This window comes from Psychromarinibacter sp. S121, from assembly GCF_049801035.1.
Classification (GTDB): Bacteria; Pseudomonadota; Alphaproteobacteria; order Rhodobacterales; family Rhodobacteraceae; genus Psychromarinibacter.
In genome coordinates, this window is the sequence record NZ_JBNAGE010000005.1 from 170,151 (window position 1) to 192,177 (window position 22,027).

The following is a 22,027-nucleotide window of genomic DNA, read 5'->3' on the forward strand; positions in this document are numbered from 1 at the left end:
CTCAGTCCATCAACATGCCGCCGTTCACGTCGAGAACGGTGCCGGTTATCCAATGCGATTGCGGGGACGCGAGGAACAGGATCGCCTGCGCGATGTCCTCGGGCTGACCGAAGCGGCCCAGCGGGACGCTTCCGTGCGGCGACGGGGCCGCGCGCTGGGTGACGGTCTCCCACATCGGGGTTTCGACCGGGCCGGGCGCCACGGTCGAGGCATAGACCCCGTGCGCCGCACCGTTCTTGGCCACCCATTTCATCAGCCCGTGCACCGCCGACTTGGCCGCGACATAGGACGGGCCGGACGCCACGCCGCCGATCTTGGACGCGATGGACCCCAGCGCGACGATCTTGCCCATCCCCTGCTCGGCCATGACCGGAAAGACTTCGCGCACCGGGTTCACGACGCCCATCAGGTTCACGTCCAGCATCTGCCGCCATTCGTCGTCGGTCGACTCGACCAGCGGACGGTGCGAGATCGCGCCGGCACACAACACCAGCGCGTCGATGCTGCCATGCTGGGCTTTCACGCTTGCGACCAGCGCGGTCGTCTCGTCGCGCGAGGTGACGTCGTACCTGTGATAGTGGATGCCTGCCACGCCGTAGTCCGGCGCTTCTGCGATGTCGGTGGCGATCACGGTGGCGCCGGCGTCGGCGAAGGCCAGGGCCGTTGCCCTGCCGATGCCCCCGGCCGCCCCGGTGATGATGGCGACCTTGCCGTCAAGGCGTGCGGGTCCGCTGACCGGAATACTGCTCATCTTTCCTCCCAGGATGTTCGTGCAGTCGATGGAAACGGTGGCCGGCTCCTCACCCGGCCACCGCCGCTTTCATCAGACTACTGGGTTTTCGCGCCGTCAAAGACGACGTCGGGATAGGGGCGGAATGCCTTGACCAGGACAAAGCCGTCCCCCTGCGCCTGGATGATGCCTTCCTGCCGGGTGCCGCGATGGTCGCCCGCCTCGAAGGACACGCCCCGCGCGCCGCCGACGCTGGCATCTTCCAGCGTCTCCAGAGCCGTCATCAGGTTCTCGCGCGTCAGCTCTTCGCCAGAGGCCAGCAGCGCCTCGAACCCCTTGTGGAAGATCGCCGCGTTGCTCCAGCCGTTCAGACCGAAAACGCCCACCGGATCGTCCGGATAGTATTTGCCGATCGAGTCGCGATAGGCGGCGATCGCGGCCTCGTCGCTGGACACCGGCAACAGCCACGACGAGAAATGCACACCGTCCAGCAGGTCGCCCGCAAGCTTCAGCGTCGACGGGTCGGCGGTGAAGAACGGCGCGAACCATTCGGCATCGACGCCTTGCAGGTCGGCGGCCTTCAGCGCCGCCGCCAGGTTGGCGTTCGAGCCGAACAGGATCACCGCCTCGGCGCCCGAGTTGGCGACGCGGCGAATGTGGGGGCTGAAGCTGGTGGTCTTGACGTCGAAGGGCACCGATTCAGCCGGCTCCATCCCCATCTCGGCCATGTAGGCGTCGAACCCGCGCTTGGCCGACTTGCCAAGTTCGTCGTTCTCCCACAGCAGCGCGATCTTGGTCAGGCCAAGGTCCTTCACCGCGTAGTCAAGGTTCGACGCCGCCGACCAGCCGTAGTCCGGCAGCAGCGGGAAGATATTGGGCTCTACGAAGAAGGCGCTGGCCCCACCGATAGGCCCGACCACCGGCAGCCCGACCTCTTTGGCGTAAGGGATGACCGCGACGTTGGTCGCCGTTCCGATGGGCGCGGACAGCGCGAAGATGCCGTCATCCTCGACCATCTGCCGGGTCACCGCCACCGAGCGCGCCGGATCATAGCCGTCGTCCTTGGTGACATAGTTGATGGTCCAGCCGTCGATGCCGCCGTTTTCGTTGAGATTGCGGTAATAGGCTTCCGCCGCGTGGGTCAGGATCGCGTAGAACGGAACCGGGCCGGTGACGGGCGTGAACGCCCCGATGGTGACGACCTTGTTTTCGGGATCGATCCCGGCCTCCTGCGCCAAGGCCGGCACCGCCAGCCCCGCGACCGAAAACATCAGGCCCGCGACGAGCCCCTTTCCATAGTCCAGTGGCATTCTCTCTCCTCCCTTGAGATTCAGCGTTTTCGGAGACGGTAAGAGCAAGACAACCCCTCGGTCAATGCAAAATGCATTTTATTTTATGTGGCATGGAGCGGCGCACGTACTTGCGCTTGATTTAGAACTGTTTTTTATCCAAACGCAGATCAACCGGCGGCTCAAAGAACGCTCTTCGACATAAATAATGCATTTTCTTGCTTGTTCGCCGCGCCAGGATTTGCAATCTCTTCCACAGCCGACAGCGCCAGGACGCGCGGCAGGAAAAGGAGATTGAGATGCAGAACGGCGTGCTGGCCGGCAAGACGGTCATCGAGCTCGGCAGCATGATTGCCGCCCCTTTCGCAACGCACATCCTGCAACAGCTTGGCGCCGAGGTGATCAAGATCGAACCGCCCGGCGGAGAGACCACGCGCAAGCTGGTGCGCGGCGGGCCAAGCGGCAGTTACCTTGCTTTCAACCGGGGAAAGAAAAGCCTGTGCCTTGACCTTCAGTCGGACAGCGGGCGCGAGGTGTTTCAAAGGCTGGTGGCCCGCGCCGATATCGTCGTGCAGAACCTGTCCCCCTCTGCGGCGCGCAAGCTGGGCACCACCTACGAGGATTGCAAGGCCGCCAACCCGGACATCGTCTTCTGCCACATCAAGGGTTACGGCCCCGGCCCGATGGAGGAAGAGGTCGCGTCAAACCCGATCGCCGAGGCCGCCACTGGGGTTATGTTCTCGAACCGGGTCGATGGCCGACCCGCGCGCCTTGGCCCGTCCTATCATGACCAGTTCGCCGGCTGTTACGCTGTGATCTCCGTCCTGTCGGCGCTGTTGTCGGGCGACCCCGCCAAGCGCAACATCGAGCTTGGCCTTTACGAGACCGGCCTACACATCGCCGCGCGCGACCTGCTGGGCGTGCAGCTGAAGTCGCAGCTTCTGGGACGGCCGGAACAGGAACCGTCAGCCGAGTTCAGCATCCCCGGCTACGGCGCCTACGAGACGGCGGATGCGCGATGGATTTACCTTGTGATGCTGACCGACGATCACTGGCGCCGGTTCTGCACCGCGCTCGGCATCGCCGAGGACCCCGGTCTGGCGACCCTGCGCCAGCGCCGCCGCGCCCGGCCGCAGGTCGAGGACATCGTCGCTTCCGCCGTCAGCGCCATCCGCTACGACGACCTTGCCGGTCGGCTTACGACGGCGCGCGTCGGCTTTAACGAGGTCCTGTCGATGGACCGCGTGTTGGACGCCCCGCAGGCCCGCGAACCCGGAAAATGCTCGGACTTCGAGTTCGGCGACTACACGTTCGAGGGGCCCGACTTCCCGCTACCGGCGCAGGTGCGCCGGGACGGACTGCGCGACGCACCTCCCCTGCTGGGCGAGCACAGCGCCGAGGTGTTGCGCGGCCTCGGCTACGCGCCGGACGAGGTCCGCGCGTTTCTGGCCAGCGGCACCGCACGCGCGCCGGATGTGACGCAGACACTTTGGGCGAAACCGGAAAGGCCGAAGGCGGAAGCGCATAGCGACGGATAGCGACAGGCGGCGCGTGCGTCCTTTGGCGCTGCTGCGGGTTTAGCCGGACCGGCGTCCCCTACCCGCCCTCACGGCTCGATCACGCGCTGCGATATGGCGGTGCCGTCGGCAAGGTCCGAGGGCGGGTACAGGACAACCTTCTCTCCCTCGGACAGGCCGTCGAGAACCTCGGCTTCGCTGCCGTTGTCGCGGCCAATCGTGACGGGGCGAAGCGAGGCGGTGCCGTCGGTCAAGACGAACACGGCCCAGCCGGGGCCATTCCGGAACAACGCGCTGGACGGCACTTTCAACGCGTTCTCCGCAGACCAGACCACGATCCGCGCCTCGACCGCGAAGCCGTGGCCAAGCCCCTCGCGGTCGTCGGGCGGCGTTGTCAGGTCGACGACGACGGTCACGCGCTGTTCCTCTACGCCGAGGGCCGAGACCTTCGTCTCGCCGAACGGCTCGACCCGCGTCACGACACCGGACAGGGACGCCGCGCCGCCCCAATTCTCGATATCCACTTGATTGCCAAGCTGCACGTTGATCGCGTCGGGAGAGATCAATTCGACCACCACCTCCAGCCCGTCGCGGATATCCCCGACCACAAGGATAGGAGACCCGGCGGCCAGCGTGGTCTCGTCCTGATGGATGACCTGAAGGATGACGCCGTCCGTGGGCGCGCGGATCGGCATCACCTCTCCAAGCCGCGCTTCGACGGCGTCGTAAACGCCGGGATCGTCGAAACCGATCAACTGCGCCCGCGCCCTGCGCAGTTCGGCCTGCTGCTGCTCGATTGCCGCGGCGGCGGTATCGAGCCGCGCCTGCGCCGCGCGGGCGGCATTCTGCGCCCGGTCAAGCGCGACGGGGCTTGCGGTGCCGCTTTCGGCAAGACGCTCGGTCCGCTCGAGATCGGCTTGGGCAAGGTCGGCATCCGCGCGCGCGGCTTCCAGATTGGCCTCGGCGACGTGCAGGGCGGCTTCTGCGGCCTCGACCGCGGCCATGGCCTGACCGCGCGTCCGAAGATCAAGCGCCGCGGGATTGGCGGGCCGCATGCGCGCGACGACCGTCTCGCCCTTCCGGATCGGATCGCCCGGCATTACCTCGACGCGCAACAGGCGTCCGTCCATCGGTGTCGAAACCACATAGGCGTCGCGCACCCGCGTCTTGCCCTGCTCGTCCACCGTCAGCCGCATCGCGCCTCGCGTTACCTCGCCAAAGTCGACCATCGTCGCGCGCGGCCAGAACGCGAAGGCGAAGCTTGCGGCCAGCAGGATCGCGGCAGCCAGAATGAGAACCGAGCGAGACAGTTTCCTGCGAGCCATGATCTAATCCCTTGATTTCAGGACGGTCACGAGATCCATCCGGTTCAGGTCGCGCTCGACGAGGAGGCCAGAGACGACCGCCGCGACGATGATGAAGGCCGCCGAGAACCCGTGACTGAACGGATCGAAATAGGCGGGTATCTGGTACAGTTCGGACGAAAACCCGCGCGCAATCGCGAAGGTCAGCGCGTAGCCCACAAGCGATCCGACCGGCAGGGCGACAAGCGTGATGATCGCCAGTTCTCCCAACAGGACAAAGGCCGTCTCTCCCTTTGAGAACCCCATGACCCGCAACGAGGCAAGGTCGCGCGAGCGCTCGTTCTGAGCGATCCGGGCCGCGTTGTAGACGATGCCGAAGGTGATGATGAACGCCACCGCCCCCATGATGTAGCGCGCCGATCCGGCGCCCTGATCCATCAGCTTCTGCAAAGACGCCCGCGCGTTTTCGGACACGCTGACGCCTGCGACGGTGGGCATGTCCTTGAGCCGCCGGTACACCTCGTCGGCCCGCGCCTCGTCGACGCGCAGACGTGCGCCCGAGATACGGCCGGGTTCGGACATGACCGCGTTGAGGGCGGCCATCTGCATATAGGCGGGCGCCCCGATCAGGGTGCTGGCGACGCGGGTCACCGGCACTTCCAGCACCGGCTGACGGCCCTCGGTGACCTCGATCGTCAGAATGTCGCCCGGCGCGACGGCAAGGATCTCGGCCAGCGCCTCGCCAAGCACGAGCCCCCGGGCCGGCAGCGGAATGGCGGCATAGCGGTCGTCGATCGCGCGGGTCATCTCGGGGTCCGCGATCATGCCGGAAACGCTGCCGCGATATTCGCGGCGACCGAACTTGAGGGTGGCCGCCACTTCCCGGAACGGCTCGACCGCGATGACACCGGGAATGCGGGCCAGCTCGAACGCCGCCTTTTCACCCAGCGGGGTGTGGAAGAACACCGTGGCGTCAGAGCGGTCGATCACCGAAAAACTGATGTCCATCATCCTGTCGAAGGACCCGTAGATCGTGGTCATCCCGGACGCGAGCGCCATGCCGCCCGCGATGCCCGCCGACAGCGCCATGGCGCGCCACGGCGACCGGGCCAGCCCTCGCAGCACGATCCGCGTCGGCTGGTCCAACCGACGCCCCACCGGGCCCGTGAAGGTCACCGTTTTCGAGTAGTCGGCGGGCGCCGGGGGCCGCATCGCCTCGGAAGGGGTCAGCGCGAAGATCCGTCTCAGGACAAAGACGCTTCCCGCCGACGCCGCGGCGATGCTTGCCGAAACGCCGATGACGAAGGCCGTCGGATCGGGACGGAACACGAGGAAGGGGAAGTTGTAGAAGGTGGTGTAGATCGGGATCATCGCGCGCCCGGCAAGCACGCCCAGCAGGCAGCCAAGCGCCGCCCCTGCCCCGGCGATCAGCAGGACAAGCTTGACGTAATGCGCCCCGACCTCCCTGTTGGTATAGCCGAACGCCTTCAAAAGCCCGATCTCCTCGCGTTCGGACTGCACGATCCGGTTGACCACGATGTACAGCAGGAAGGCCGCCACGGCGATGAACAGCGGCGGCACCGCGCGGGACATGGTGGCGAGGCCGTCGATCTCTTCGGTGACGAACCGGTCGGACACCAGATCGCTGCGCCCATAGGCTCCGGTGCCGCCCCATGGCTTCAGCACCCTGTCGACCGCGTCGATCACCGCCGCCTCGGAGCCTCCGCGCGAGATCGACAGCAGCGCTTCGTTGAATGCCCCTTCCATGTCGAAAGCCGCCGCAAGCGCCGAGCGCCGCATCCAGATAACGCCATAGCGCGCCGGGTCGGGCACCATCTCGCCGGGGGCGGCAACGAACAGGAACTCGGGCGACTGGGCCAGTCCGACGATCCGGATGCTGCGGCGCGACCCGTTCATGGTGACGTCGATCCTGTCGCCGATCCCGTAGCCATGGGCGGCGGCGAAACCCGACAGCAAAAGCGCCTCGTCGCGGTGGTGCTCGGCCGGAAGGCGGCCCGCCGTAAGGAAGACGGTGTTCAGGACCTGCGCGCCGCTGTCCGGCAGTCCGACGGCCTGCGACTGGACCGGAACGGGGTCGCCGGGAATGTCGATCAACGCACGGCCCACGGCCCGCCCCGTCACCCGCGCGACGCCCGGAATGTCGGCGAGCCGGGCCAGCACGGCGTCGGGCGCGCGGACGACGGGGGCGAAGACATCGGCGAGGTTGTTGCGTTCGTAATAGGCCCTGCGTGTTTCTGTCAGAGAGGCGACAAGCCCGGACATCATGACCTGAAGCATCACGCCCGTCGCGATGACCAGCACGATGGCGACAGCCTGCCCCTTGATCCGCCAAAGGTCGCGGAACAGTTTTCGGTCAAGCGGGCTCACCACTCGATCTCCGCCGGTTTAAGGCGTGCCTCGTTGACCTGCACCTGCCCGATCTGCCCGTCCACCAGCCGGATGACCCGATGCGCCATGTCCGCAATATTGGCCGCGTGGGTCACCATGAGAACCGTCGCGCCAAGCTCGGCGTTCACATCGTTCAGCACCTCCAGCACGGCGCGGCCCGTGGCACTGTCAAGCGCGCCGGTCGGTTCGTCGCAGAACAGAACATCCGGCTGCTTGGCGATTGCGCGGGCAATGGCCACCCGCTGCTGCTCGCCGCCGGAAAGCTGCGACGGGAAGTGATCCAGCCGCTTGGTCAGTCCGACCAGGTCCAGCGCCCTTTCCGGCGGCATGGGGTTTTCGGCGATCTCGGTCACAAGCTCGACGTTCTCACGGGCCGTCAAGCTGGGCATCAGGTTGTAGAACTGGAAGACAAAGCCCACGTGATCGCGCCGGAACCGGGTGAGCCCGGCATCGGTCATCGCCCCGAGATCGGCATCGCGGAACCGCGCCGTGCCGCTTGTCGGCCTGTCGAGGCCGCCGAGAATGTTCAGAAGCGTCGATTTCCCGCTGCCGGACGCGCCAAGCAGCACGACGATCTCGCCCTCGGGAATGTCCAGATCGACGCCGCGCAGCGCATGCACCATCGACCGGCCTTCACCATAGCTCTTGGTGAGGCCGCGCGTGACAAAGGCTGTCGCTTCCCTGTCCTTCACCCGAAGATCATCGCCCCCTGTCGCCAGCGCCGCCCCAAAGGACCGCGCCCCGAAACCATACACCGCCCTTGTCGCATCGCACGCGCAGAGGCTGCCTTGATGCAAATCAGGGCAATCGCGGTGTGGGCGGTTGGGGTCAGGCGTGGGGACTGCTGTGGTGGTGCGCGCGCGGGTATCGGCGGACGTTCCCGATACCATCTTCACGAGGCCAGGATGGCTGCCTGTTGCCTGTCACACAAACCGGCCCACTTGGCGGATGCAGCGAATGGGAATTGTCCAATGCTGGCGTTGGAGAGAAGGCCATGGGCGATTTGAAATCGTCGCCGAAGCGCAGCGCGGCGCTTAGCTGACCGCCTCACCCCCGCCCACGAGGTATCCGTCGCCCAGCGGGTCGGTCTCGTCCACCATCAGCTGCGACACCGCCGTGAGCCACGCGCGGCCCGTGACTTCGGGCACGATCCCGTCGAAACGGTCGTCGGTGTAGCGCGACACCGCCTGCCCTTGGTACAGCGTTTCCATCAGGCCCTGGTTCACAAAGGTTTCGCCCACCCCCAACTCGCCTTTCGCCACAAGGCAGGCCAGCCGCGCGCAGGTCGCGGTGCCGCAGGGCGAGCGGTCGAAGGACCCGGTGCGCGACACCGGGACGTTGCGGGCCGAGGCCCCCTTCGTCGCATGCGATCCCAGCCAGACGATGTTGCCGACCTGAGGTTTCAGCCCGTCGCGGGGGTCGACCCGGTCCAAAGCCGCGTTCAGCGCCGCCCGCACCGGCCCGGCTGCCGCGATCAGGCGGTCGATCATGTCCGGCTCGACGTCCAACCCCGCCGCCTTGGCGGGAAGAAACGCGTACCACTGGCCGCCATAGGCAACGTCGACCGACGCCGTGCCGCCATCGGGAAGCGCGATCTCTACCGCGCCGAGGTAGAAGGCATATGGCGTCCGGAACGCCACCGAGACGCAGCGCCCGTCCTCCAGCGTGACCCGCAGCGCAATACGGCCGGCGGGCGTGTGCAGGCCGATCTCGATCTCGCCCGTGTGGTCCGGCGCGGGCAGCGGTACGAGACCCATCTCGACCAGCGTGGTCGCCACGCCGATTGTCGCGTGGCCGCACATATCGGGATAGGACATCGCGTCCATGTAGACGACGCCCCACTCGCCCACCTCCGGGTCAGGCGCGATAAGCGCCGCGACGAACATCGAGCGGTGCCCGCGCGGCTCCATCACCGACACCCGGCGGACCCAGTCGCGCGAGGCTTCCAACTCGCGCCGGGCGGCGTCGGGGTCCATGCCGGCGGGCAGCCCCGCGCCCGACAGGATGACCCGCGTCGGCTGTCCGCAGGTGTGGGAATCCACGACTTCCAACGTGCGTGCCGCCGTGAAGGCAGGCGCGCGCAGCTTGACGAAGGTGGGGGCTTCGGTGGTCATGGGACGCTCCGGTGAGTGTATGGCGCGGGGGTTCGGCCCGCTGGTCAAAAGTCGACCTCGGTGCCCAGCCCGGCGGCGCGGGCAAAGCGAAGCGCGGCCTGCGCGACGGTCAGATCCTCTGCGGCGATGCCGAGAGACTTGAACAGGGTGATCTCGGCGGGCGACGTGCGCCCTGCGTGCAGGCCCGCGACGACCGTATGAAGTTCCATGGCCGGGTGGTCCTTGGTGATCGCGCCGCAGGCCCGTGCAAGCAGCAGCTCTCCACACTCCGTCTCGGCCTGCGCCGCGGAATCCAGGAACAGGCGCGAAGCCGCCACAAGATCGCCCGCGATCTCGCGGGCTGTCGGGCGACTGGCGCCTACCGCATTGACATGCGTGCCTGGGGCGATGTCGCGGACAGACAGGATCGGCTCGGCGGCTCCGGTAACGGTACAGACGATGTCCGCGCCAAACGCGGCCTCGTTCGGGGTGGCGGCGACAGCCAGACCCAGCTCATCGGCCAACGCGGCGCCATTCGTGCGCGCCCACAGGACGAAGCCGGCATCCGGATAAAGCGACCGCAACGCCGCGACGTGGCTACGCGCCTGCGTGCCGCCGCCGAGGATCGCAATGCGGGAGGGGTCAGGGTTCGCCAAAGCCGCCGTCGCTACGGCGCTGGCGGCGGCGGTGCGCAGGGCGGTGACGGAGGTCGCGTCGATCATTGCGAGCGGCTTGCCGGTGCGACCGTCCGCGAGCATCACGAAGCCCTGATGGCTGTCGAGTCCCTGCGCCCGGTTGTCCTTGCCGACAAGGACGACCTTCATCGCCCACGGCCCGCCCTCGGACAGATCGGCCACCGGCATGACGCCCATGAGTGCACGCTCGGGGCCTGCGGAAAGTTGATGGCGCGGGAAGGTTTCGATGGCGTCCTGCGCAAGGCTGAGAAACGCCTCGCGGACCGCGTCGAAGGCCTGCGCGGGCGATACCGCGCGGCGGACGTCATCTGCAGAGAGGATCAGCATGCGGCGGAGCGTTCGGCTTCGTATTCCGGCGGGGGAACGCCCCGCCGGAATGTGACAGGCCTTATTGGCCCTGCATCAGTTCGTTGACGCGCTCGACGTCCCAAGTGTCGACCTGGGTCAGTTCGCCGTCTTCGCCGACACCCCAGATCAGATAGGGACCAGAGACGTCACCATAGTCGTCGAACTCGATCGGCCCGGTCGCGCCGACATAGGAAATGTCGCCGCCTTCGGCCAACACCTCGATGGCACGTGCGAAACCTTCGGGGCCGGGGTTGATCACCTCGCCGCCCGGGCCGGTCACTTCGCGCACCGCGTCACGGATCGCGGCGCCCTCGTAGACACCGGCTTTCTGTGCGGCCAGCATCGCGATGGCGGCAGCGTCGTACATCGTGTGCAGACCGGGACCTTCGGGCGCAGAGCCAAACCGTTCTTCCCAAGCCGCGTTGAACGCATCGACCGACGGTCCATCGAACTGGGCGTTGTCGATGCCGGCTGCGTTTTGCAGGTACTCGGCCCCCACGGCGTCGATGAATTCGGTCGCCCGCAGCGCGTTGCTAAGCAGGATGTTTTGCGTGCCGCCGAAGGAAAGCCACTCGCGCAGCGCGGTTGCCCCGTCCGCCGGGAAGGCAACGAGGAACAGAGCGTCCGGCTCGGTGGCCAGCGCGGTGGAAACTTCGGCGCGGTAGGACGCCTGTTCCTGGTTGTAGGGCACCATTTCGGTGACGGTCCCGCCCGCGGCGGTGAAGGCATCGTTGAACGCCTCGGTCATTGCCACGCCATAGTCCGAGTTGACGTAGATCACCGCGACGCTTTCATAGCCGCGCTCGCGGGCGATGTCGGCCATCACGAAGCCCTGGGGACGTACCGTCGGCAGAGTACGGAACCAATAGCCCTGGGTATCGCCGCTGGCCGCCAGTTCGGTGAAGTTCGGCGCGGTGGAACAGCAGCTGATCTGCGTTACGCCTTCCGGCACCGCGACCGAGGTCAGCACCGGCATCGTGATGCCCGACTGGATCGCGCCCAGCAGCACCTCGACCCCCTCGATCGACACGAGTGACATGGCCGCATCGATGCCGACGTTGGGCTGGCCCTGATCGTCCCGCAGGCGATATTCGACCTCGCAGCCAAGCATGCCGCCCGCTTCGTTCATCTGGTCGACCGCAAGCTGGCCCGCGTCGCCGATGGCACCGCCGATGGCAGCCATCGAGCCCGACAGAGACAGCACCGCACCCAGCGGATACGTGCAGTCGCTGCTTTGCGCCGAGGCCGTTCCGGCGAAGGTTCCGCCCGTCACGGCCAGGGTGACCGCGGCAAGCGCCGAGTAGATGTTCTTTTGCATTTCAGTTCCCTTTGTTGGACTTAGCGGGCTTTCTTCATTTCTTTTTCAGATGCCGTCAGCCCTTTTCGGCGGCATCTGCCTGAAGCGCCGGCGTAGCGGGCGCTCCTGCATGGGTGGAAATTACGTCCTCCTCGCCGATCAGGCCGCGCGGCCGGAACAGCAGCGTGAGCACGATCACCGAACCGATCAGCATTGCCTGCAGCGCCCCGGCGCGCGACTGGAAGCCGGGCGGCACGAGGTTCGAGATCACGTAACCGCTGGCGGTCCACAGGCCCCAGACGATAAGGCAGCCCAGCACCGCGCCGCGGTTGTTGCCCGAACCGCCGACAATGAGCATCGCCCAAATCTGGAACGTCAGGATCGGCAGGAAGTCGATCGGGCTCACGAAGCCGATGAAGCCGACGTAAAGGCCCCCGGCCAGCCCCATGATCGCCGAGCCCAGCACAAAGGACTGAAGCCGGATCATCGTCGGGTTCTTGCCCAGCGACCGCGCCGCCGTCACGTCCTCGCGGATGGCGCGCAGGACGCGGCCCCAGGGCGAGCGCACCGCGCGCTCCAGCGCGACATAGACCACCGCCGCGAACACCAGAACGAGGCACAGGAAGAACACGCTGTAGACGCTCGGTTCGGTGAAGAACTGGTAGAACGGGCGCGGCAGCCCGACCAGACCGTTCGCGCCGCCGGTGAGCGAGGCGAAGTTCAGCGCGACAAGCTGGATCGAGATCGAGATCCCGAAGGTCGCGATGGCGAGATATTCCTCGCGCAGCTTCAGCGTCGCCAGCGCAACGATCAGCCCCGCCGCCGCCGCGATCAGGATTCCCCCTATCACGCCGATGAAATACGGCAGTTCGAACCCGCCGATCAGACGGACATTGTCGGGGCCGGACAGGATCGCGGTGCCGTAGGCCCCGATGGCGAAAAAGCCGACCACACCTGCATTGAACAGGCCGGTGTAGCCCCACTGAAGGTTCAGCCCCATGACGATGATCGCGTAGATCGAGACGACCGTCAGGAAGAAGACGATATAAAGTGCGATACCGACCATCACTTGCCTCCCGACGTGCCGCTGAACAGGCCGGTGGGCCGGACATACAGCACCAGAAGCATCACGATGAACGGCATCGCCAGCTTGTAGCCTGCCGGGATCACCAGCACCGACATCGATTCAACGATGCCGATGAAAAACCCGCCCAGAACCGCACCGACCACGTTGCCCACCCCGCCGATGATGGCGGCGGCGAACAGCGGCAGCAGAAGCTGGAAGCCGAACTCGGGGCGAAGCTGCACCGATACGCCATACAGGACGCCGGCGATTGCGGCGAGCGCGCCGCCGATGATCCAGACCCATTTGACGACGCGAGACAGCGAGATCCCGTTGATCTCGGCCAGCGTCGGGCTTTCGGACACGGCGCGCATGGCAAGGCCAAGCCGTGTTTTCTGCAGGAACAAGTGGATCGCGATCACCAGCACGATGGACAGGCAGAAGATGAACACCTGATCCGGCATCACCCGAAGGCCCGGCGCGATGCGGATCGCCATCTGCAACGTGTTTGTATAGTAGGTCGCCTCGCCCCCGAAGATCAGGCTGATCAGGTTGCGCACAAGAAGCGCGACGCCGAACGAGGCGAACACCAGCGTCAGGTGGTTCACCCGCCCCCGCAGCCGCGCGAAGATCAGCTTGTCGATCAGCAGCGCCAGCCCGATGGTCAGCAGAATGGCGATCAGCGTCGCGCCGATCAGCGGCCAGCCGAATGTCAGCGGGCCCAGCGGCGCGGATGGCAGGCTGAACACGGTCAGCACGCCGAGCGCCATATAGGCGCCCCAGGTCATCATCTCGGCATGTGCGAAGTTCGCGAAACGCAAAATGCCCATCGTCAGCGTGAGCCCGATGGCCCCCAGCGCGTAGATGGCGCCCGTCAAAAGCCCGTCGGCCAGAGCCTGCGGCATCACTGTTTCCTTCCAGCTCGTCCAAGATAAATTTGTGTCACCTGCGGGTCTTCCAGCAGCGCGTCCGACGCTCCGTCCAGCCGGTTGCGGCCCTCGGCCAGCACGTAGGTCCGGTCCGAGATGCGCATCGCCGCCTTCGCGTTCTGCTCGACCATCAGGATCGCCACGCCGGACTTCACCAGCGCGACCAGTTGCGCGAATACGTCGTCCACCATCTTCGGCGACAGACCCGCGCTGGGTTCGTCCAACATCACGATTTCCGGGTGCGTCAGCAGCGCCCGTCCCACCGCCAGCATCTGCCGCTGGCCGCCCGACAGCACGCCCGCCTTTCTCCGGCTGAACTTCCGCAGGTCAGGGAACTTCTCGTAAGCTTCCTCGACCCGTTCGCGCGCGGTGGCCTTGGGCAGCGCCTGAGCGCCCAGCTTTAGGTTCTCGTCCACCGTGAGCGAGGCGAAGATATTGTCCGTCTGCGGAACATAGGCCAACGCGGCGTCGGCCATCTTGTGCGTCGAGATGCGCGTAATGTCGGATCCGCTAAGTTCCACGCGCCCGTCCTCTACATTAAGAAGACCGGCCACCGCCTTGATAAGCGTGGACTTACCGGCGCCATTGGGGCCGATGATCGTGACCATCTCACCCTTGGACACATGCATCGAGACGTCGCGAATGATCGGCAGGCCCGGCTGGTAGCCGGCGGTCAGGTTTGCGATCTGAAGGATATGCGCGCTCATGCCACAACCTCGCCGAGATAGGCGTCGATCACCGCGCTGTTGTTGGCCACGTCCTCGGGCGTACCGGCGCAAATCACCTTGCCCTGCGCGAGAACCACGATCGGATCGCAAAGCGACATCACCATGTCCATGTTGTGCTCGATAATCAGGAAGGTCTTTCCACGGGCATTCAGCTCGACAATCTTCTCGACCAGCGTGTCCAGAAGCGCCGGGTTCACCCCCGCCGCGGGCTCGTCCAGAAGGATCAGCTTGGGGTCCGACATCAGGACGCGGGCAAGCTCTAGAAGCTTCTTCTGCCCGCCCGAGATCGCCCCGGCGAGGTTGCGTTCCACCGCAGTCAGGTTGCAGAACTGAATGACCTCGGCGGCACGCTCGCGGATCTCGCGTTCCTGACGCGCGACGGCACCGGGGCGGAACCAGGTGTTCCAGAACCGCTCGCCAATCTGCCCGGTCGCGGCAAGCATCACGTTCTCCAGCACGGTCATCGTCGGAAACGGGCGTGGGATCTGGAATGTGCGGCTAAGCCCCCGAGCGTAGATGTCCGTGGCCGACAGGCTTGCGATGTCCTCTCCGTTGAAGACGACGCTGCCCGAGGTCAGCCCGTTCTCTCCGGCGATGGCGCCGAACAGCGTCGACTTGCCCGCACCGTTGGGGCCGATCAGGCCGGTGATCGACCCGGTCGCGACTTCGAACGACGCATTGTCCACGGCGCGCATGCTGCCGAAGGTCTTGGTGGCGTCGGTGACTTTCAAAAGCGGTGCGGTCATGCGTCTGCCCCGGCCTTTGCAAGGCTGCGCTTGAGCGCCGTCACTTCGATCTCGACCTTGATCGCCGGATCCGCGAAACCGCAGATGATCGTGGTGTTGGTGGGCTTCGTCGCGGCCAGCGCTTTGCCCAGTACCTCGGACGCGGGAACGACGTAGTCCGCGCTGGCAAGGTAGACGCGCACGCGCACGATGTCCGAAAGATCTGCGCCCGCCTTGGACAGCGCATCCCCGATCTGGCGCAGCGAGCACCGCGCCTGCTCTGCCGGATCATCGGGGAACAAGCCGGTATCCGGGTCGAACCCCGCGGTGCCCGAGACGAAGATCCACTCTCCATCCACTACGGCACGCGAATAGCCCGCCAGTTCCTCGAACTTCGACCCTGTCTGGATCGTCCAGCGGTCTGACGTCATGGCTTTTCTCTCACTTTCCCTCACGTGACGATCACTTGATCATGTGATCAAGTGATCGTCAACAACGTATGAATCTTATCGATGACCCCACCGCAAAGCGCAGGGTAAGCGTCGGAATATTGGGCACTTCCTTGGGCAGTGACTGCGCTGGGACTCTGCGAGAACGCGCCGTCGTCGCCTGTGTCCGGCCCAAACGAAAGATCGGCATCATTCGATCCCGAGGCCCATCTGCGCCCGCACCAAGCGATTCAGTCGATCCGTCGGATCCGCCAGCGCATCAAGCAACACAGTGATGTGGTTCGTGCCCGCCGCGTGGTATGGCAGGACGCCGATCTTTGCGGCAAAGTCATCGGTCTGACGCAGGAACTCCTGTGTCTCGTCACCGCCCACGCTGACGATCATCGGCATCCGGATTTCGAGAGACCGGGACAGCGGCGAGAAGTCCGCAACCTCTTCCGGGGTAAGCTGCAGGTCGTCGTTCTGGAACGACCGCGTTACGGGCGCGAGGTCATAAAGCCCGCTGATCGCCGTACCACCCCGCACCAGTTCCGCACCAGGGCGGCTGGCGAGTTCCGCCACGAGATGCCCACCGGCAGAATTGCCAGCGATATGGATGCGGTCGGGGTCGCCTCCGAACGCTGCGATATTCTCGGCGACCCACGCCACCGAGCGCTGGCAGGCATCCACGATATCGCCCAGCCGTACTGTCGGGATCAGCGGATAGTCGATCACCACGAGACAGACGCCGAAAGGCACAAACCCCGGCGCAATGAAGCTGAACAGATCCGCGTCCAGAGACCGCCAAAAGCCACCGTGGATGAAGACGAGAACAGGCGCGCCCTCACCCGCTGGAAAGATATTCAACGTCTCGCCCTGCCCCGGGCCGTAGGGCACCGCGCGCCGCACGTCGAACTGGTCGAGCCCGGCTTTTGCCGCCATGCCCCGCCGCTCGAAAAGCTGATCAAGGTCCGACACGTCATCCAGCGACATCTGCCGGTCCATTCCCGTTCTTTCACTCATCGCGAAATTCCTTCTCTTTTTCCGTGACTTACCGACACATTACCGAAAGCACCTGTACACCGGCGCCAGAGAACCATGCCGACGTTCACGTGACCGCCCTCGCAGCTATGGGGCTGAAGCCCGAGTTCAACTCGGCTACCGACCTGCACCCGAGCAATGCCAACACGCGCAGGAGTTCTTCCTTCAGGATTGCGATGGCATGCGCGGCGCCGGCCTCGCCGCCCGCTGCGAGACCATAAAGTATGGCGCGGCCGGCCAAGACGGCATCGGCGCCCATCGCCACGGCTTTCGCAATGTCGCTTCCTCTTCGAACACCGCCATCCAGCAGGACAACCATGTCCGGGCCGACCATGTCCCGCGTCTTGCCTATGGTCTGCATCGGCGACACCGCACCATCCAACTGACGCCCACCATGGTTGGACAGGACGACGCCATCGGCGCCTGCGTCGCGCGCTCGGACGGCATCCTCTGGCGAGAGTAGTCCCTTGACGATCAGCCGACCCTTCCAGCGATCTCTGATCCGGTCCAGATCGCGCCAGGAAAGCGATGGATCCATCTGGTCCCGTGACCAGCTGGTGGCGGCGTTCAGGCTGCGCTTATCCTCGGGAAGGAAGTCCTGGATCACTTCCAGCGAGGGGAGCCCCGGCATCAGCACGTCGCGCATCCATCGGGGATGGCGCAGCGTTTCCAGTTTCCGGCTAAGCCGTGGAACAGAGGGCCTTGCGTAGTTCCTTCGGTCCCACTCTCTGTTCCCGAACACGTTGGCATCGACGGTCAGTATCAGCGCCTCGACACCGGCCGCGGCAGCGCGGTCGATGACCCCGTCGACGATGGATCGGTCCCGGAAGACGTAAAGCTGGAACCAGTGACGCAGACCGTCCAATCCGGCAATGTCTTCGATCCGGGCGTTGGACGCCGTGCTTTGCGAGAAGGGAATGCCCAGCGACCGTGCCGCCCTTGCAATGGCAAGATCACCATTGGAATGCAGCAGACCGTTCCCGCCGGTCGGTGCCACGACAAGCGGCAGCGAGAGTTCATCTTCGAACAGGCGGGTCCTTCCGTCGACCTGCGCGACGTCCCGCAAGGCGCGCGGGACCAAAGCGAGGCCCTCAAACGCTTCACGGTTCCTGCGAAGCGTCACCTCATCCTCTGCCCCGCCCTCGACATACTCGAATACGAACCCGGGAAGCCGGCGCCGGGCGAGATGGCGCAGTTCCGATATGGACTGGGCCTCTGGTGCTCGCCGTGCGGGGAAGGTTCTTCTCATCGACGCGGTCCTATGACTTGCCCGAGAAACCAGGAGCTACGCGCCCGGACCGGACGCACACCGGGCGCCCATGTTCCGACCGCATTCGCCGCAGTTCACAATGGCCTCCGGCGACGGAATGGTCTAATGAAGTTCCAAAATCGGACCAACAGCTACCAAAGATATTACCCAATGCACCCCTCCAAACTCGTTCTGACGCCGTTGATCCTTCCCAAGGCGAGTGAGGAAGCCGCCCGATCGATCGCCACAGCGATACGCCTTGGCGACTTCACGGTGGGCGACAAGCTTCCGGCGGAACGTGCGATCGCGGACGCGCTGAAGGTCAGCCGGGTCACGGTGCGAGAGGCACTGAGGATGTTGGCCGATGCAGGTCTTCTGGATTTGCGCCCCGGAGCCGGCGGCGGCAGCTTCGTCGCATCGGAGATCGTGCCACCAGAGCTTCTGTACCCCGGCCTGACCTTCGAGCCGAAAGACATGATCGATGTACTCGAAACGCGGCGCATCCTCATGCCACGCATTGCCGAGGTTGCGGCGACAAACCTCAACGAGGGTGACATCTCGCGGATGGAGGCGGCGCTGGCATTTGCACGAAGCGGGATCCGTGACACTCCGCACGGTCCGAACGACACGCTTCGGCACATCCTGTCGGTCGCCTCGATGCGGTTCGACATCGCCATGGCCGAAGCCACCCAGAATTCGCTTCTCGTGCGCATGATGCACATGCTTCTCACCTGGCTCGACCCGCTTCGCTTAATGACGCTCCGGTCGCCCGAAGACATCGAAACCGCCGTCAGGAACCTCGAGGATACGCTCGCGGCGCTGAAGGCTGGGGACCACTCGGCGCTTCTGGTCTCGCTCGACCGGCGCATGACGCAGATCGAGACCGAGTGGGAGCGCACCAGCGGGCGGAAGCTGCGTCGAACCATGTCAGCCGTCCTTCCGCCCGCCGATGCCTGAACCGCCGGGACGTCAGTCTTCCAGCAGAAAGAACGGGCGGCCGACCCGCGCCTCGAGCCGCATGTAGCGGTCAAGCCGGACTCCGTCTTTCTCCTGACGGACGCACTGGATCATGCCTGCAAGGGTCCGCTGGTCCGGAACTTCGAAGATCAGATACCAGGTGAAATCCGGCGTGCTGGGCTGTCCGACCATGAACAAATCGTCGTCGACGGTCGCCAGCGCCTTCGAGCCCATCTCCAGCCATTCCGCGAACATAGCCTTCATTCTGGGCAGGATCTTCTCGCGGCGATCCTCGCCGCTGGCGTTCAGCCAGCCCTCGGTCGTCGCACCAAGGATGATGACGCGCAGCGGGTTGGGGATGGTGGGGGCCTGGAATTCTACAGCCATCGGGAAATCTCCATTTGGATCGTGGTTAGGTGTGTAAGAGGCGGTCAGGTGACCGGGTCAGCGCATCAAGACGCCCCCGTTCACGTCGAGAGTCGTGCCGGTGACGAAGCCGTTGGCGGGATCGGAAAGGTAGACCGCGGCAGCGGCGACCTCTGTATCCTGACCCAGCCGCTGAACCGGGATCGTGCGGGCAAGACCCTGCACTTTCTCCTGCGGCATCGCCCGGCTCATGGGGCCTTCGATCGCGGCAGGAGCGATGCAGTTCACGGTCACGCCATCGCCCGCCAGTTCCTGAGCGAAGCACTTGCTGAGCGCGAGAATGCCGCCTTTCGACGCCGAATAATGCGCACCCGCGACAACACCGCCGCGCTGACCTGCCAGCGAGGAAAGGTTGATGATCCGCCCGTATCCCGCCTGCTTCATCACCCGGCCCGCCGAACGGCAGCCCAGGAAGACTCCGCGCAGGTTCACGGCGAGGACACGGTCCCATTCATCGACCGGGATATCCCAGACCGATTTGGATACCGTCATTGCCGCGTTGTTCACTACGATCTCAAGAGACCCGTGATCCGCCGTCACCGAGGTCACAACCTCGTCCCAGGCAGCTTCGTCGGCAACGTCGAACTGGCGCACAGACACACGCGCGCCATCCGGCGAAATGCTCTCTGCGGCTTCGGAGACCTTCGCGTCGATGTCGCACAGAACCACCGAAGCGCCCTCGAGCCAAAGCCCATGCGCGATGGCCTGTCCAAGCCCCTGCGCAGCGCCGGTGATAATGGCAGTCTGTCCTTCAAGCCGGTGCGACATAGCGGCCGTGCCTCCATTCCGAAACATTTGGTATTTTCATTTACCAAATTTGTTATTCCTATATGCCAAATAGTCAAGAGAAATTGTTCAGGCTTAAAATATCAGCGTAAAGCTATTGATCTTAGGGAGAAAATTCATCGCCGCCCGAGCGCATCGATCTGACGACCGACAGGATTGGCAAACCCGCCACCGCAGCGGCAACCGGCGGTCCATCAAGATCGCCAGACAGGTGATCTCAGGCGATGCCTTGAAGGCGCGAAACGGGGCGCGTTTCGTTGTCCGGCGAAGCTACTCCCCCCCCTTTCGCGCCGCGAGCGTGTTTGCTCTGACAGCGCCGTTCAATCCCACCTCGACCCTCGCGTTCTGGACAGCGTTGGCTTGGGCCGTACTCCAAAGGCCGCGAACGCAGGTGTTTTGTGCTTTCAGAGCAGCCAGAAACTCTCCTAAGGTCGCCGTTATTCGCCCATTTCATTTCCCGGACGCCAAAGATGCCCTTCACGATCGCCGAAATCGCCGCCGGACTGGGGGCAAAGGCCCACGGGAAGCTTGATCTCGTTATCCGGGGCGTAGCCGAACCCGCCCTGTCCGGGCCCGATGATCTGGCCCTTGCAATGGCGCCGAAGTATGCGGCCGAACTTGAAACCGGCAAGGCGCGGGCCGCGATCCTGTGGCAGGGAGTTGAATGGGAGGCGCTAGGACTGGACGCCGCCATCATTGTGGATCGCGCCCGAGTGGCAATGGCCCGCCTGACCTCGATGCTGGACAAGGGGCCGCGGTTTCGCTCCGGCATCCATGCCAGTGCGGTGATCGATGAGACTGCGGAAATCGGTCCCGGTGCCTCGATCGGCGCATTTGTCCTGATCGGGCCAAACGTGCGGATTGGCAGCGGGGCCAGAATAGACGGGCATGTGACCATCGGCGCCGATACGGTGATCGGCGACGATCCCATCCTTCATTCGGGTGTCCGGTTCGGTCCCGGTGTCCGCGCCGGCGACCGGCTGATCGCGCACCAGAATGCGGTCATCGGGTCCGATGGCTTTTCCTTCGTCACCCCAGAAGCCGCCGCCGCCGAAACTGCAAGAGAAACCATGGCCAACACGGTCGAGGCACAGGCGCAAAGCTGGCTGCGCATCCATTCTCTTGGAACGGTCGAGATAGGTGACGACGTCGAGATCGGCGCGGGAACCACCATCGACCGTGGGACGATCCGCGCCACTCGCATTGGGCGCGGCACCAAGATCGACAACCAGGTCCAGATCGGCCACAACGTCGAAATCGGCGAGGATTGCCTTCTCTGCGGGCAGGCCGGCGTGGCCGGATCAGCGAAGATTGGCGACCATGTCGTATTGGGCGGAGACGTTTCCGTCGCCGACAACGTTACCGTCGGCCCGTGTTCGGTCATCACGGGCGCCTCCAAGGTCGCGTCGAACGTGCCTGCAGGCAGAGTGATGGCCGGCTATCCAGCCGTCCAGATGAAGACCCACGTTGAAAGCTACAAGGCGCTGCGCCGCCTACCCCGGCTGTTCCGCGAAGTGAACTTGCTGAAAACGACGCTTACCAACCGCGACGAGTAGGAAACCGGACGCTCTCAGCGCGTGCTTTCGATGGAAATCGCACCAGTATCCACGAGGGCTGAAGGCTGTCCCTTGTGCTGCGATCTGACCGCGGCAGTCAGCCGGCGCAGCAAGACGACCACCAGCCCCGGATCGAAGGGCGCCCTACATCGGCACCACGCTCGTGTAGCAAATCCTGCGCAGTCCGCAGCGCACGCGGAAAACGGGTGAACGGCATGACGGCCAAACGGATGATCTCGGGCGGCGTCTTAAAATCGCAGGAAGCGGAGCGTTCCATCCTCCCGAGACGCTGTTCAGCCCGCCCGCCGAAAGCCAAGTTGCTTTGACATCACCTGCGGAAAAGTCCGAACCTTGCTTCGTCTCGCTTATCTGGCCGACGCGGTGTTTTCCTGAACATCACACCCGCTATCTGTTGCCTTGGATCGTAGAGAACTATTTCATTCCTCAGTGCAGCCCA

20 protein-coding genes and 1 pseudogene are annotated in these 22,027 nt (G+C 64.9%); 3 read left to right on the forward strand and 18 right to left on the reverse strand.

The annotated features are described in order from the left end of the window. Position 1: 1 nt before the first annotated feature. Both ACP156_RS21420 and ACP156_RS21425 read right to left on the reverse strand, forming a co-directional pair. Positions 2 to 751: an SDR family NAD(P)-dependent oxidoreductase gene (locus tag ACP156_RS21420; RefSeq protein WP_425053428.1), complete on the reverse strand. Its 750-nt coding sequence runs from the start codon at positions 749 to 751 to the stop codon at positions 2 to 4. A 77-nt stretch (positions 752 to 828) separates the two neighbouring features. Continuing rightward, entirely contained in the window at positions 829 to 2,040 is a 1,212-nt protein-coding gene (locus ACP156_RS21425; protein WP_425053429.1) for an ABC transporter substrate-binding protein, read from the reverse strand. Between the two features lie 278 nt (positions 2,041 to 2,318). Here ACP156_RS21425 and ACP156_RS21430 point away from each other — a divergent pair, with 278 nt between their 5' ends. Next, positions 2,319 to 3,557, forward strand: a complete 1,239-nt coding sequence (locus tag ACP156_RS21430; protein ID WP_425053430.1) for a CaiB/BaiF CoA transferase family protein — start codon at positions 2,319 to 2,321, stop codon at positions 3,555 to 3,557. A gap of 68 nt (positions 3,558 to 3,625) precedes the next feature. On the opposite strand, the gene ACP156_RS21435 is transcribed toward ACP156_RS21430, so the two are convergent. The 13 genes from ACP156_RS21435 to ACP156_RS21495 all read right to left on the reverse strand — a co-directional run bounded on the left by ACP156_RS21435 (position 3,626) and on the right by ACP156_RS21495 (position 17,845). Further along, entirely contained in the window at positions 3,626 to 4,861 is a 1,236-nt protein-coding gene (locus tag ACP156_RS21435; protein WP_425053431.1) for an efflux RND transporter periplasmic adaptor subunit, read from the reverse strand. 3 nt (positions 4,862 to 4,864) lie between these two features. Further along, positions 4,865 to 7,228: an ABC transporter permease gene (locus tag ACP156_RS21440; RefSeq protein ID WP_425053432.1), complete on the reverse strand. Its 2,364-nt coding sequence runs from the start codon at positions 7,226 to 7,228 to the stop codon at positions 4,865 to 4,867. After that, positions 7,225 to 7,872: an ABC transporter ATP-binding protein gene (locus tag ACP156_RS21445; RefSeq protein WP_425053523.1), complete on the reverse strand. Its 648-nt coding sequence runs from the start codon at positions 7,870 to 7,872 to the stop codon at positions 7,225 to 7,227. The genes ACP156_RS21440 and ACP156_RS21445 overlap by 4 nt, the downstream gene beginning before the upstream one ends. Before the next feature lie 411 nt (positions 7,873 to 8,283). Then, positions 8,284 to 9,363 (reverse strand): proline racemase family protein, encoded by a 1,080-nt coding sequence (locus tag ACP156_RS21450; RefSeq protein WP_425053433.1) that lies wholly within the window; start codon positions 9,361 to 9,363, stop codon positions 8,284 to 8,286. Between the two features lie 44 nt (positions 9,364 to 9,407). Continuing rightward, positions 9,408 to 10,364, reverse strand: coding sequence for an ornithine cyclodeaminase family protein (locus ACP156_RS21455; RefSeq protein WP_425053434.1), 957 nt, complete (start codon positions 10,362 to 10,364; stop codon positions 9,408 to 9,410). A 61-nt stretch (positions 10,365 to 10,425) separates the two neighbouring features. Next, positions 10,426 to 11,703 carry an ABC transporter substrate-binding protein gene (locus ACP156_RS21460; protein WP_425053435.1) on the reverse strand — a complete coding sequence of 426 codons (1,278 nt, stop codon included), beginning with the start codon at positions 11,701 to 11,703 and terminating at the stop codon, positions 10,426 to 10,428. A 55-nt stretch (positions 11,704 to 11,758) separates the two neighbouring features. Then, the gene (locus ACP156_RS21465; protein ID WP_425053436.1) at positions 11,759 to 12,748 is read right to left on the reverse strand and encodes a branched-chain amino acid ABC transporter permease; all 990 of its coding nucleotides are present in this window, start codon (positions 12,746 to 12,748) and stop codon (positions 11,759 to 11,761) included. Next, on the reverse strand, positions 12,748 to 13,650 hold the full coding sequence (locus tag ACP156_RS21470) for a branched-chain amino acid ABC transporter permease (RefSeq protein WP_425053437.1): 903 nt from the start codon (positions 13,648 to 13,650) through the stop codon (positions 12,748 to 12,750). Before ACP156_RS21470 ends, ACP156_RS21465 begins: the two co-directional genes overlap by 1 nt. Then, a complete protein-coding gene (locus ACP156_RS21475) occupies positions 13,650 to 14,381 on the reverse strand; it encodes an ABC transporter ATP-binding protein (protein ID WP_425053438.1) in 732 nt (243 codons plus the stop codon). The genes ACP156_RS21470 and ACP156_RS21475 overlap by 1 nt, the downstream gene beginning before the upstream one ends. Next, positions 14,378 to 15,148, reverse strand: coding sequence for an ABC transporter ATP-binding protein (locus tag ACP156_RS21480; protein WP_425053439.1), 771 nt, complete (start codon positions 15,146 to 15,148; stop codon positions 14,378 to 14,380). Before ACP156_RS21480 ends, ACP156_RS21475 begins: the two co-directional genes overlap by 4 nt. Beyond that, the gene (locus tag ACP156_RS21485; RefSeq protein WP_425053440.1) at positions 15,145 to 15,558 is read right to left on the reverse strand and encodes a RidA family protein; all 414 of its coding nucleotides are present in this window, start codon (positions 15,556 to 15,558) and stop codon (positions 15,145 to 15,147) included. The genes ACP156_RS21480 and ACP156_RS21485 overlap by 4 nt, the downstream gene beginning before the upstream one ends. A gap of 207 nt (positions 15,559 to 15,765) precedes the next feature. After that, positions 15,766 to 16,578, reverse strand: coding sequence for an alpha/beta hydrolase (locus ACP156_RS21490; protein WP_425053441.1), 813 nt, complete (start codon positions 16,576 to 16,578; stop codon positions 15,766 to 15,768). Between the two features lie 85 nt (positions 16,579 to 16,663). Further along, positions 16,664 to 17,845 (reverse strand): alpha-hydroxy acid oxidase, encoded by a 1,182-nt coding sequence (locus ACP156_RS21495; RefSeq protein WP_425053442.1) that lies wholly within the window; start codon positions 17,843 to 17,845, stop codon positions 16,664 to 16,666. 171 nt (positions 17,846 to 18,016) lie between these two features. Here ACP156_RS21495 and ACP156_RS21500 point away from each other — a divergent pair, with 171 nt between their 5' ends. After that, positions 18,017 to 18,802, forward strand: coding sequence for a FadR/GntR family transcriptional regulator (locus tag ACP156_RS21500; RefSeq protein WP_425053443.1), 786 nt, complete (start codon positions 18,017 to 18,019; stop codon positions 18,800 to 18,802). 12 nt (positions 18,803 to 18,814) lie between these two features. Here ACP156_RS21500 and ACP156_RS21505 read toward each other — a convergent pair whose 3' ends face one another. Next, complete coding sequence (locus tag ACP156_RS21505; RefSeq protein WP_425053444.1) at positions 18,815 to 19,189, reverse strand: hypothetical protein; 375 nt, start codon at positions 19,187 to 19,189, stop codon at positions 18,815 to 18,817. Between the two features lie 57 nt (positions 19,190 to 19,246). Next, the gene (locus ACP156_RS21510; RefSeq protein WP_425053445.1) at positions 19,247 to 20,023 is read right to left on the reverse strand and encodes an SDR family NAD(P)-dependent oxidoreductase; all 777 of its coding nucleotides are present in this window, start codon (positions 20,021 to 20,023) and stop codon (positions 19,247 to 19,249) included. Positions 20,024 to 20,484: 461 nt separating this feature from the next. Here ACP156_RS21510 and ACP156_RS21515 point away from each other — a divergent pair, with 461 nt between their 5' ends. Then, a complete protein-coding gene (locus ACP156_RS21515; protein WP_425053446.1) occupies positions 20,485 to 21,570 on the forward strand; it encodes a UDP-3-O-(3-hydroxymyristoyl)glucosamine N-acyltransferase in 1,086 nt (361 codons plus the stop codon). 115 nt (positions 21,571 to 21,685) lie between these two features. On the opposite strand, the pseudogene ACP156_RS21520 reads toward ACP156_RS21515, so the two are convergent. Next, a pseudogene (locus ACP156_RS21520) lies at positions 21,686 to 21,847 on the reverse strand (IS6 family transposase); the annotation flags it as partial. Positions 21,848 to 22,027 lie beyond the last annotated feature (180 nt).